This is a genomic window from Streptomyces sp. QH1-20, from assembly GCF_041283565.1.
Taxonomy (GTDB): Bacteria; Actinomycetota; Actinomycetes; order Streptomycetales; family Streptomycetaceae; genus Streptomyces; species Streptomyces syringius.
Map to the genome: position 1 here is coordinate 4,112,500 of NZ_CP166299.1, position 11,641 is coordinate 4,124,140.

The following is an 11,641-nucleotide window of genomic DNA, read 5'->3' on the forward strand; positions in this document are numbered from 1 at the left end:
GCAACCCCACCGCCCCGCGCGCGGCTTCAAACCCCGTTCGTTTGTGCGAGGTTGAGGGCCGTCAGCACGTCATCGACGAGATCGTCCGTGTCCTCGACGCCCACCGAGAAGCGGATGAAACCCTCCGGCACCGCGTCCCCGCCCCACCGGCCGCGTCGCTCCGCCGTCGAACGGACCCCGCCGAAGCTCGTCGCTTCGTCGACAAGCCGCAGCGCGGCCAGAAATCGCTCCGCGTGGGGCCGGTCCGGGAGGACGAAGGAGACCACGCAGCCGAACCGGCCGCCGTGCATCTGGCGCAGGGCGACCGCGTGCGCTGGGTCGTCCGGCAAGCCCGGGTGGCGCACGGCCGTCACTTCGCGCCGGTCGTGCAGGGCGCGTGCGAGAGCGAGGGCGGTGGCCGCCTGCCGGTCCACGCGGAGCTGGAGGGTGGCGAGGGAGCGGTGGGCGAGCCAGGCCTCCATGGGGCCCGGGATGGCTCCTGTGGTCTTGCGCCAGGCTCGTACGGCCGCCGCCAGCTCGGGGGCCAGAGTGGTCACATAGCCCAGGAGTACGTCACCGTGGCCGGTGAGGGCCTTGGTGCCGCTGGCGACGGAGAAGTCCGCGCCCAGCTCCAGCGGGCGCTGTGCGAGCGGCGTGGCAAGGGTGTTGTCGACGGCGACCAACGCGCCACGGTCGTGGGCGGCGTCGGCCAGGCGGCGGATGTCGCACACGTCGAGGCCCGGGTTCGAGGGTGTCTCGATCCACAGCAGGCGCGCGCCGTCCAGGGCGCCCAGTTGGGCGTCGTCACCGGTCGGCGCGGTGCGGACGGTGACGCCGAAGCCCTCCAGGCGCTCGCGCAGCGCGGGCAGCAGCTGATAGCCGTCCCCGGGCAGGACCGCCGTGTCGCCCGGCCGTAGCTGGGAGAGGAGTACGGCGGACATCGCCGCCATGCCGGACGGGAACGTGATCGTCTCGGCCGCAGGATCGGCCGCCGGATCCGCCACCGCATCCCCCGCCGGGTATTCCAGCTCGCTGATCGCCCGTTCCAGCGCCGTCCACGTCGGGTTCCCGTCGCGGCCGTACGTGTACGGGCCCGCGACCTCGCCCGGCAGGTGGTAGTGGGCGGCGAAGGCCGGGCCCGGCAGCGCCGGCTCGTTCGCCCGTGGCTCCGGCAGGCCCGCCCGTACGGCTCTCGTCCCGTCTCCGGTCATGCCGCAGCCCCTCTCCGTCAGTCCTGCTCGTCCGGCAGGATCACATGCATCGCCCACGCCACGATCGAGATGATCAGACCACCGATCAGCGAGGTCCAGAAGCCTTCGATGTGGAAGGCCAGATCCAGTTGGCCCGCGAGCCATGAGGTCAGCAGCAGCATCAACGCGTTGATCACCAAGGTGATCAGGCCGAGGGTGAGGATGAAGAGCGGCAAGGACAGCAGCTTCACGATCGGCTTGACCACGAAGTTGACCACGCCGAAGAGGAGCGCGACGGCCATCAGCGTCAGCACCTTGCGCGCGGTGTTCTCCCCGGACAGGGTGATGCCCTTGAGCAGCCAGATCGCGACCGCCAGGGCCGCCGCATTGGCAATCGTCTTGACTACGAAATTCTTCATGATGAGATCGTTGCAGACGGGATCGGCCCGGCGAGGATCGGCACTGCAAGGGGTGAACGACGGATGAAGGCGTTCCGGCTGGACGAACTGGAAGCGGAGCGGGCCGCCAACGAGGGCGCTTATCTCCAGTTCCTGCGCGAACGGAACATGTCGGTCGGGCTGTACGCGCTGGACGCGGGCGACGCGGACCCCCAGAGCCCCCACGCCCAGGACGAGGTGTACCTGGTGGTGAGCGGCCGGGCCTCGATCACGGTGGGCCTGGAGACCACGGAGGTCGCGCGGGGCAGCGTCGTCTACGTACCGGCCGGGGTGGCCCACAAGTTCCACCACATCAGCGAGGATCTCCGGGTCGTCGTCGTCTTCTCTCCGCCTGAGAGCTGACGCCCCTCCCCGGCTACCCGTAGGGGGTCGCTCAGGGAAGGACGGGGGCTGTGGGAGCCCCGCGGACCCACCGGTCCGTCCTAGCATCGAAAGCAGGCCGGATCAGCCGGCTCCGGACGGACTCGTGAACCGTGCGGACTCGTGAACGGAAAGCAGGGACGACATGGCCGAGAAGGGGATATTCGAAGGACTGCCCTGGTGGGTGAAGTGGATCGCCGTGCCGGTCCTCGTGCTCGCCGTGTTCGGCAGCCTGATCGTCAGCGTGCTGGGCTTCGTGCTCACCTTCGCCTTCAAGCTGCTGCTGCTCGCGGCGCTGATCGGCGCTCTGGTCCTCGTCGTCAAGAAGTTCACCTCGTCCTCCTCGTCCTCGAAGGGCGACTGGTAGGCGTCCCACCCGGCCGTCCACCCGGCCGTTCCCGACCGGCCCGGCACGCCCGCCCGGGTCGGCGTCGGACCGCCTCCGACACCACGGCAATCCCGCCGCGCGATTAACTCGCGAGGCGGGTTTTTCCGTTTTCTGGCTTACGCCCATCTGCCGCGCGCCGCCTCGGGTCTTCCGCCCGACGCGACCCATCCGTCACACGGAGTCAACTCGACGAAGCGGACTAGCGGGATCATCCCTCCCTCTTCCCGGTATATCCCTCCATGCGGCACAGTGTGCGTGAGAAGTACCCTCTGCTCCGCCGCGGACCCACCCCGCTGTGATGTCAACCGGAGCGCGGGGCAAGGGAATACGCCCTCGTCACGCGCTTGCCGCCGCCTTTGTCGACTACCCGGACCCGTCCCGGTTCGGCGTCAATGGATCCGGCGACTCTGGCGATTTCTCAACTGTGGAATCTCCGGGATCGACTCCACCCCGTAGTCGAGTCGCTACGCTCCAGAGTCAGGAAGCTCGTATGCTCACTCACGATCTCTATCAGTATCTGAAAAATCACTCCTTGTGGTCTGGTAGGCGTTGTTGTCAGACTATGGCGCCAATAGGTTCATGGGGATCCAATCCCGGCCAAAACCGACATAGACGGGACATTGGGCGATGCGCGAAACAGTTCAGGCGGAAGTGATCATGACGTTCCTCGTTTCCGAGGAGCTGTCCTTCCGGATCCCGGTGGCGCTGGATTACGACAGCAGCGACCCCTACGCGGTGAAGTTCACCTTCCACCTTCCCGGCGACGCGCCTGTGACCTGGGCGTTCGCACGGGAGTTGCTGCTCGACGGGCTGAGCCAGCCATCCGGCGAAGGCGATGTGCACATCTCCCCCGCCTCCGCCGAGCACCTGTCCGACGTCTTCATCCGGCTGCAAGTGGGCGGCGAAGGCGCGCTGTTCCGGGCCGGGGCCGCCGCCCTGGTGGCCTTCCTCGACCGGACCGACCGCATCGCCCCGCTCGGTGAGGAGCGCTCCGTCGCGGACTTCGACTACGAGCTGGCCGCCGCCCTCGACAGCATCCTGGCGGGTAATCCCGAGGGGCAGAACGCCGGTTAGAGCCCCCGGCCGGCTGCCCTCCCGGCGGACCCGTCAGGAGATCGGGACCGTCAGGAACCGGGGCAGGCCAGCCCATCGGGGTCGCCGGGCCCATCGAGGTCGGCTCGGTCGCCGGGACAGGCCCGGTGGCAGGGATCCGCCCCGTCCTCGTCCCGTCCTGGCTCCGCCCAGCCCCGTCCCGTCACTTCGCGCGGCGGCGCCTGCCGCCCTTGCCCCCGGTGCGCGCCCCGGGCTTCCCCTTGGCCTTGCCCTTCCCCGACTGACGGTCGGCGCTGACGACAAGTGCCGCCAAGGCCGTCGTCACCGGGACCGAGGCCACCAGCCCGATGCTGCCCACCAGCGTCCGTACGATCTCCTCCGCGACGAGCTCGCTGGTCGCGACGGCCCCCACTCCGGCGTCCGCGATCGTGAACAACAGCAGCAGCGGCAGCGACGCACCCGCGTACGCCAGCACCAGCGTATTGACCACCGAAGCGATGTGGTCCCGGCCGATCCGCATGGCGGATCCATACAGTTTGCGCCAACTCGCGCTCGGGTCGGCTTCCTTCAGCTCCCACACCGCCGAGGTCTGCGTCACCGTCACGTCGTCGAGCACACCCAGCGAACCGATGATGATCCCCGCCAGCAGCAGACCCTGGATCTCGATCTGCGGATAGAGGCCGTGCACCAGAGCCGTCTGGTCGTCCGTGTTGCCCGTCAGATGCGCCCAGTCCATGAACAGGGAGCCGAGCAGTCCGATGACCACCAGCGACGTCAGTGTCCCCAGCACCGCCACGGACGTCCGGGCGGAGAGGCCGTGGCACATGTAGAGCGCGATGAGCATGATCGCGCTGCCGCCGACCACGGCGACCAACAGCGGGTTCGAGCCCTGGAGGATCGCCGGGAGGATGAACATCGTCAGCACGCCGAAGCTGATGACCAGGGCGATCAGCGCGAAGAGACCGCGCAGTCGTCCGACGACCACGACCGCGAGTGCGAACAGCGCGGCGAGGATGACCATCGGCATCGTCCGGTCCACGTCCGTGACCGAATACCGCAGATTCTCCGGGGCCTTCGGCGCGTGGGCGAGCACCACCTTCTGGCCGACGGAGTAGCGGCGTGAGGAGTCCGGCCGCACGATCTCGGTGAAGGTCTTGCCCTTGTCCGGGCCCTCGGCGACCTCGATGGTCGCGGTCTCGCAGGATCCCGGCGGGGGCGCCGGCGCACCGGAACCGCCCTGGCCGGGCTTTTGCTGCTGCTGCGGCAGGGCGCCCACCTTGGCGCAATCAACCTCCTCGATCTTGACGACCCGGCCCGCCCGGGTCTGCTGGTCGAGACCAAGCCCGGAGGGCTTGTGCGAGGGCGCGCCACCGGGCCAGAGCACGATCAGACCGGCCACCACCGCGACGGCGAAGGGGATCAGCACCGCCGCGATCACCTTCCGCAGATGGGCGGAGACGGGGGCGGCCGGGCCGTGGCTGTGCGCGTGGGAATGCGAGTGGGACTGGGAACTGCGGTCTGAGCTGGTCACGCCACGCATCATCGCAAGCCCCACTGGTCCTCCGGACGGGGGAAGCGCTAGCGTGGTGCCACCTTTGCAATCGCGGGAGCTCGGAGCACCGGGCTGAGAGGGCGCTGACCTCCGTATGCACGTCGTACGGAAGCCGCTGCGCCGACCGCCGAACCTGTTACCGGGTAATGCCGGCGTAGGGAGTCTGGTCTCATGACCTCGCAGGATGCACGCACGTCCGAAACCGGCCGGATCGGCTGGCACAAGGACTACGTGACCGGCTCGCGGCCGGACCTTCGGGTCCCGGTCAGGCGGGTCCACCTCACCAACGGCCAGGACGTACGGCTGTACGACACGTCCGGCCCGTACACCGATCCGGCCGTCGAGACCGATGTCCGGCGCGGTCTCCTGCCGCTGCGGGAGAACTGGATCGTCGGCCGTGGCGACACCGAGGAGTACGCGGGCCGCCCGATGCGTCCGGAGGACGACGGGCTCAAGCACACCTCGCCGCGCGGGGGTCTGAAGAACCTCGACGCGGTCTTCCCCGGCCGCCCCCGGCTGCCCCGCCGGGGCCGCTCGGGCGCCGCCGTGACCCAGCTCGCGTACGCCCGCCGCGGTGAGATCACCGAGGAGATGGAGTACGTGGCGCTGCGGGAGAACGTTTCTCCCGAGACCGTCCGCGAGGAGATCGCGGCGGGCCGGGCCGTGCTTCCGGCCAATGTGAACCACCCGGAGATCGAGCCGATGATCATCGGCAAGAAGTTCCTGGTGAAGGTCAACGCCAACATCGGCAACTCCGCCGTCACCTCCTCCATCGAGGAGGAGGTCGAGAAGATGACCTGGGCGACCCGCTGGGGCGCCGACACGGTCATGGACCTGTCCACCGGCCGCAACATCCACACCACGCGCGAGTGGGTGCTGCGCAACTCCCCCGTGCCGATCGGCACCGTGCCGCTCTACCAGGCGCTGGAGAAGGTCGACGGCAAGGCCGAGGAACTGACCTGGGAGATCTACAAGGACACGGTCATCGAGCAGGCCGAGCAGGGCGTGGACTACATGACCGTCCACGCGGGCGTGCTGCTGCGCTACGTCCCCCTGACCGCCCGCCGCAAGACCGGCATCGTCTCGCGCGGTGGTTCGATCATGGCCGCGTGGTGCCTGGCGCACCACAAGGAGTCGTTCCTGTACGAGAACTTCGAGGAGCTCTGCGAGATCCTCGCCTCCTACGACGTGACGTACTCCCTCGGCGACGGGCTGCGCCCCGGCTCGATCGCGGACGCCAACGACGAGGCGCAGTTCGCGGAGCTGAAGACGCTCGGCGAGCTGAACACGATCGCCAAGCGGCACAACGTGCAGACGATGATCGAGGGCCCCGGGCACGTCCCGATGCACAAGATCAAGGAGAACATCGACCTCCAGCAGGAGATCTGCGAGGAGGCGCCGTTCTACACGCTCGGCCCGCTGACGACCGATGTCGCGCCCGCGTACGACCATATCACCTCGGGTATCGGCGCGGCGATGATCGCGTGGTGGGGCACGGCGATGCTCTGCTACGTCACGCCGAAGGAGCACCTGGGCCTGCCGGACCGCGACGACGTGAAGACCGGCGTCATCACGTACAAGATCGCCGCGCATGCGGCGGACCTCGCCAAGGGGCACCCGGGCGCGCAGGAATGGGATGACGCGCTGTCCGACGCGCGCTTCGAATTCCGCTGGGAGGACCAGTTCAACCTGGCCCTCGACCCGGACACCGCCCGCGCCTTCCATGACGAGACGCTTCCGGCGGAGCCGGCGAAGACCGCGCACTTCTGTTCCATGTGCGGGCCCAAGTTCTGCTCGATGAAGATCTCGCAGGACATCCGGCGGGAGCACGGCGGGGACCTGGCCGTCGACCCGGAGGCCGGTATGGCGGAGAAGTCCAAGGAGTTCGCGGCGAGCGGCAACAGGGTCTATCTGCCGCTGGCCGACTGACCACGCCACCTGGGTGGGGGAGAGCTGCTGCGCGCTGTGCGGTGGCCCTCCCTCGTCCCGCGCCCTTCGTTCGATAGATCCCGTTTGCTCCACCTATGGGAAAATCGGAGAGGGCCCGTACGGGACCAGGAGGTGGATCATGGGACAGGCGCGCGAAACCATGGACCGGCTCACCGAGGCAGTGACCACGGCCGTGGACCTCGAGGTCGTCGCGGACTGCTACGCGGAGGATGCCGTCGCCGTCACGCCGGACCAGGGGGAGATCCGGGGGCGGGAGAACATCACCGCGTACTGGCGTCAGATGACGGAAGCGGTGCCGGAGGCCACGTTCGACTCGCTGACCAAGTACGAGGCGGGGGACACCGCGATCGACGAGGGGTTCTTCCGGGGCAAGAACACCGGCCCGCTGGTGCTGCCCTCGGGAGAGAGCCTGCCGGCGACGGGGAGGGAGATCCGGATCCGGGGCTGTGACTGTGCCACGGTGAAGGACGGCCGGATCGTCAGCTACCGGCTCTACTTCGACCAGATGGACTTCCTCGGCCAGCTGGGGCTGCTGCCCGACGTGCCGTCCTGAGCGGTGTCCGCTGCCGCTGGCGTGGCGCCGTTTCCCGCTGCGCGGGGCGGTGTCCACTGCGCGGGGCTGCTCAGGTGCGGTGTCGGGCCTCCGCGGGCCTGTTGTCCGGGCTGCTTCGCTTTACGCCCGAACAACAGGCCCGCTCCGACCCGCCCCCTCCCGTGGGTGGGGGGAGGAAAAACCCCGGAGGGCCCCGGTCAGTCCGGCCGGTGGTCCGGGCCGCCGTAATCGGGGCTGGTGAAGTCGGGGCGGGAGTAGCCCGGGCGGGGGCTGGGCGAGGACTCGTCGTCCGGGCTGGAGAAGCCGGGACGGGAGTAGCCGAGGTTCGGCGTACGGCTGTGGGGGTCGCGGGCCCGGGGCGGGGGCGTCGGCGTAGCGGGCGACGGGGCGGGCGGCGTGGGTGGTGCCAGCGGGGCGTTGGCGAGGGACTCGCGCAGGAACGGCAGTATGCCGCGCTCCAGCAACGCCTGCCGCCAGGCGTCGCGCGCCCGCTCGGCGTCCTCGCTCAGCCGGAGGCCGCGCGCGTCCTGCGCCAGGCCCGAGCCGTTGCGCAGGGCGGTGACGAGCATGGCGGCCATGGCGACGAACACCCCGGCGACGGTGAGGCCGGCGAACCACCAGCCGACGGTGACCATCGGGTCCGCCACGGCCTCGTTCGACGCGACCGTGCGCAGGACATAGCCGACGAGGAGGAAGAGCAGCGCCGCGATCCCGGCGAGGACCGGGGCGAGCACGGCGAGCACCGCGCCGGCGCCCGCACCCGCCGCCTCGGACACCTCGCCGACGACGGTGAGGTGCGCGACCCCGCCACCGCCGCCGTCGGCGCCGCGCGGGACGGTACCGACCGGCTGGGGCTGGGCGGCATTGGAGGGCGCGCGCAGTTCTTCGCGCGCCTTCAGAAAGCTCTGGTATTCGGTCGCCGCACAGGCCGCGATCGCGGCCATGGCGCTCCGCGCCATCGTGCGGAGCTGTTCTGCGTCGAGCCGCTGTCCTATCGCGGCGGCCAGTTCCGGGTCATGGTCTGCGGTACGCAACGCTTGGTCGAGGACGCGCTCGAATTCCGGGCGGTCCTCGGCCAGCAGGTGCGGAGCGCTGTTCATGTGCATCCCCCGATGCTCCGTAGGGCCTCGTTGCCGGCTTGCACCGGCTGTGGGCGGAAACGGAGGAGAGCCTGCTACGGATAAGCCGATGGTAGAGCCGTTCTGTCGCGAGGTGACAGAGAGTTTGCCGAATTACCCCGCGCCAGTGGAACCCCCTACCTGCCCGTGTGCCGGCCCACTGAACCCTCAGGCACCCAGCGGGAGTTGCACCACCAGTAGCTTTCCGGCCATTGTGACGCCGCCGTCCATCGCGACCGCGAGCCCGTCCGCGTACAGGTGCGGGCCGTCGACGACCGGGCCGCCGCCCTCCTCGCCGTCCTCGTCCTCGGTGCCGACCTCGCCGAGCAGATAGGGGATGGGGCTGTGGCCGTGCACGATGCGGCCGCCGCCGTAGGTGTCCAGCAGCTCCCGCACGGCCATCGGGCCGGCCTCGTCGTCGCGGAAGGCGAACCGCTTGGTGAACTTGCGGAACAGGTCCCAGACCTCGTCCGGGTCGTTGCGCTGCAGGGCCTCGGTGACGGCGTCGTTGACGGCCTCGATGGAGTCGCCGTAGTCGAGGTAGGCGGTGGTGTCGGAGTGCACGAGCAGGTGCCCGTCCTCCTCGGCCATCGCGTCCAGCCGGGACATCCACTGCATGTGGTGGTCCTCGAGCCGCTCCATGTCGGTGCGCTGGCCGCCGTTGAGCAGCCAGGCCGCCTGGAAGGAGGCGGTGCCGGCGCCGGACTGGACGGGGGTGTCGGCGAACCGCTTGGCGCCGATGAGCAGCAGCTCGTGGTTGCCCATGAGGGCCTTGCAGTAGCCGCCGGCGGCCGCGGCCTCGGCGGACAGCCGCATGACGAGGTCGATGACCCCGACGCCGTCCGGGCCGCGGTCGGTGAAGTCGCCGAGGAACCACAGCCGGGCGTTGCCCGCGGCCCACTGGCCGTTCGCGTCGATGAGCCCCTCGGCGGCGAGCGCCGCGTAGAGCTCGTCGAGATAGCCGTGGACGTCGCCGACGACGTACAGCGGGCCGAGGCCGCCCGGCACGGGCGCCGCCGCCTGCGGGTCGGCGATCGGTGTCAGCTTGACGGTCGGCACGTCCCGCGGGACGGCACTGCGGCTGATGACCGGCAGGTCGCGTGCGGTCGGGGTGTAGCCCGGGGGGTACTCCGCGGGCGGCTCCGTGTGGGCGTACGCGGGCATGGGAGGCGGCGCGGCGTACCCGGGGAAGGGCGGCACCGCCGCCGTGGTCCGTACGGGTCCCTGACCGGCCCCCTGAGTCATCGACCCCTCCACCATCGCGCCGCCGTGCACCTTGTGGACCTTGCCTGGTCGACGGCGGTCCGTGGTGTCGTGCGCCCATCATAGGAATGACCGTCGTGGCTTGTGCACGCACCAGGGGCTGTCAATCGAGGAGGGCGTGCGAGGACGCCGGTCATTTCTCCCCAATTGAGTCGTTCGCGCCCCTCGGTGGGGGCCCGGAGAAGCCGTCCTGGGGTTGGTGACGGACCTCTCCTGTGGCTGACGGATCCCTGCCGTGGCCGATATACGCCGTTGTCACGGCGTTCCGCTCGGCTCGTGGCGCTCCGTTTTCGTCCGTGGTCCGGTGGTTCGGCCCTGGTGCTCGGGTTGACCGTTCAGGGCTTCGGGTGACCGGCTCGTGTTCTCGGTTGACCGGCTGCGGTCAGGGCGTGGCGGGGCCGCGCGGGGGACTGACGGTGGTGCGCGGCGGGCGGCGCTCGGAGGAGGTGCGCACGATCAGCTCCGTCGGTATGACCTGCTCCACCGGCCGTCCGGTGTCGAGTCCCTCGATGGCGTCGATGAGGAGCTGGACGACGGCCGTGCCGATGCGTCGCGGCTTGAGGGAGAGGGTGGTGACGGGCGGCTCGGTGGTGGCGTAGACCGTGGACTCGCTGCAGCAGACCAGCAGCAGGTCGTCCGGCACCCGCAGCCCGTAGCGGCGGGCGGCGGCGAGCAGGTCGGTGCCGTTGGGGTCGAACAGTCCGTACACGGCGTCGGGCCGGTCGGGGCGGGCGAGCAGCCGGTCGGCGGCCACTGCCCCGGCGCAGGGGTCGTGGGCGGGGTACTCCTCGTAGACCGGGTCCTGGCCGACCCGCTCGCACCAGTGCAGATAGGCGGTGGTGGAGAGCCGGGTGTAGGTGTCGGTGGTGGTGCCGGTGAGCAGCCCGATGCGCCGGGCGCCGGCGGCGGCCAGGTGGTCGAGGATGCCGAGGACGGCCGCCTCGTGGTCGTTGTCCACCCAGGCGGTGACGGGGAGGGTGCCGGCGGGGCGGCCGTCGGAGACGACGGGGATGCCCTGGCGGACCAGGTCGGTGACCACGGGGTCGTGGTCGGAGGGGTCGACGACGACGGTGCCGTCGAGGGCGACGTTGGACCACACGTCGTGCCGGGAGGTCGCGGGCAGGATGACCAGGGCGTAGCCGCGGGCGAGGGCGGCGGAGGTGGCGGCCCTGGCCATCTCGGCGAAGTACGCGAACTCGGTGAAGGTGAAAGGTTCATCCCCGTACGTGGTCACGGTCAGGCCGATGAGACCGGACTTGCCCGTGCGGAGGGTGCGGGCCGCGGCCGACGGGCGGTAGCCCAGCCGGTCGGCGACCTCGCGGACATGGCGGCGGGTCGCGTCCGGTAGCCGGCCCTTGCCGTTGAGCGCGTCGGAGACGGTCGTGATCGACACCCCGGCGGCGGCGGCCACGTCCCGGATACCCGCACGGCCTTGTCGGCTGCCTCTGCGGGAGAGGTCAGTCCGGCTCACCTGGTGCTTCCCTGCTGCTGTCATGGCGAGCCGATAGTAGGGCTCGGTTGGTCCGTTGGCGGGGATCCGGTTTTCGCTGTTGACAGGCACGTTTCTGCACGACCGATTCCCTGTAATGACCATGGAAACAAAGCCAGTTGGGGGTGTGGATAAGGGGCCGCGCGCCTCTCGTCTCTCCGCCTCTCATGAATGGTTCAGGTCTCGAAGAGGTCTCAACTCACCTTCACGGGGGATGCGCGCCACGGCGCCCGCCACCGGCGCACGGGGAAAAAGGGAGCGCTCCCCCGGAGCGTGAAGCCGTGCCGC

General features: G+C 70.0%; 11 protein-coding genes and 1 riboswitch. Of the genes, 5 read left to right on the forward strand and 6 right to left on the reverse strand.

What is annotated here, in order from left to right:
* Positions 1 to 26: 26 nt before the first annotated feature.
* Positions 27 to 1,190, reverse strand: a complete 1,164-nt coding sequence (locus AB8O64_RS18445; RefSeq protein ID WP_370420058.1) for a cystathionine gamma-lyase — start codon at positions 1,188 to 1,190, stop codon at positions 27 to 29.
* A 17-nt stretch (positions 1,191 to 1,207) separates the two neighbouring features.
* Positions 1,208 to 1,588: a phage holin family protein gene (locus AB8O64_RS18450; protein ID WP_365213039.1), complete on the reverse strand. Its 381-nt coding sequence runs from the start codon at positions 1,586 to 1,588 to the stop codon at positions 1,208 to 1,210.
* 63 nt (positions 1,589 to 1,651) lie between these two features.
* Here AB8O64_RS18450 and AB8O64_RS18455 point away from each other — a divergent pair, with 63 nt between their 5' ends.
* The 3 genes from AB8O64_RS18455 to AB8O64_RS18465 all read left to right on the forward strand — a co-directional run bounded on the left by AB8O64_RS18455 (position 1,652) and on the right by AB8O64_RS18465 (position 3,449).
* The gene (locus AB8O64_RS18455) at positions 1,652 to 1,969 is read left to right on the forward strand and encodes a cupin domain-containing protein (RefSeq protein WP_130878534.1); all 318 of its coding nucleotides are present in this window, start codon (positions 1,652 to 1,654) and stop codon (positions 1,967 to 1,969) included.
* Between the two features lie 163 nt (positions 1,970 to 2,132).
* A complete protein-coding gene (locus AB8O64_RS18460; protein ID WP_370420059.1) occupies positions 2,133 to 2,354 on the forward strand; it encodes a DUF5326 family protein in 222 nt (73 codons plus the stop codon).
* A 648-nt stretch (positions 2,355 to 3,002) separates the two neighbouring features.
* Entirely contained in the window at positions 3,003 to 3,449 is a 447-nt protein-coding gene (locus tag AB8O64_RS18465; protein WP_130878532.1) for an SsgA family sporulation/cell division regulator, read from the forward strand.
* 181 nt (positions 3,450 to 3,630) lie between these two features.
* Here AB8O64_RS18465 and AB8O64_RS18470 read toward each other — a convergent pair whose 3' ends face one another.
* A complete protein-coding gene (locus AB8O64_RS18470) occupies positions 3,631 to 4,968 on the reverse strand; it encodes a YibE/F family protein (RefSeq protein WP_370423897.1) in 1,338 nt (445 codons plus the stop codon).
* Positions 4,969 to 5,021: 53 nt separating this feature from the next.
* Positions 5,022 to 5,158: riboswitch (TPP riboswitch) on the forward strand.
* Between AB8O64_RS18470 and thiC the strand changes: the two genes are divergently transcribed.
* Together thiC and AB8O64_RS18480 are read left to right on the forward strand one after the other, a co-directional pair.
* On the forward strand, positions 5,152 to 6,909 hold the full coding sequence (gene thiC / locus AB8O64_RS18475) for a phosphomethylpyrimidine synthase ThiC (RefSeq protein ID WP_370420060.1): 1,758 nt from the start codon (positions 5,152 to 5,154) through the stop codon (positions 6,907 to 6,909). Its footprint overlaps the riboswitch before it by 7 nt.
* Before the next feature lie 139 nt (positions 6,910 to 7,048).
* Positions 7,049 to 7,483, forward strand: a complete 435-nt coding sequence (locus AB8O64_RS18480; protein WP_370420061.1) for an ester cyclase — start codon at positions 7,049 to 7,051, stop codon at positions 7,481 to 7,483.
* 197 nt (positions 7,484 to 7,680) lie between these two features.
* Here the strand turns inward: AB8O64_RS18480 and AB8O64_RS18485 are convergent, their stop codons facing one another.
* The 3 genes from AB8O64_RS18485 to AB8O64_RS18495 form a co-directional block, all read right to left on the reverse strand.
* Complete coding sequence (locus AB8O64_RS18485; protein ID WP_370420062.1) at positions 7,681 to 8,583, reverse strand: hypothetical protein; 903 nt, start codon at positions 8,581 to 8,583, stop codon at positions 7,681 to 7,683.
* Between the two features lie 186 nt (positions 8,584 to 8,769).
* Positions 8,770 to 9,846, reverse strand: coding sequence for a metallophosphoesterase (locus tag AB8O64_RS18490; RefSeq protein WP_370420063.1), 1,077 nt, complete (start codon positions 9,844 to 9,846; stop codon positions 8,770 to 8,772).
* 400 nt (positions 9,847 to 10,246) lie between these two features.
* Positions 10,247 to 11,359 (reverse strand): LacI family DNA-binding transcriptional regulator, encoded by a 1,113-nt coding sequence (locus AB8O64_RS18495; RefSeq protein WP_130878527.1) that lies wholly within the window; start codon positions 11,357 to 11,359, stop codon positions 10,247 to 10,249.
* Positions 11,360 to 11,641 lie beyond the last annotated feature (282 nt).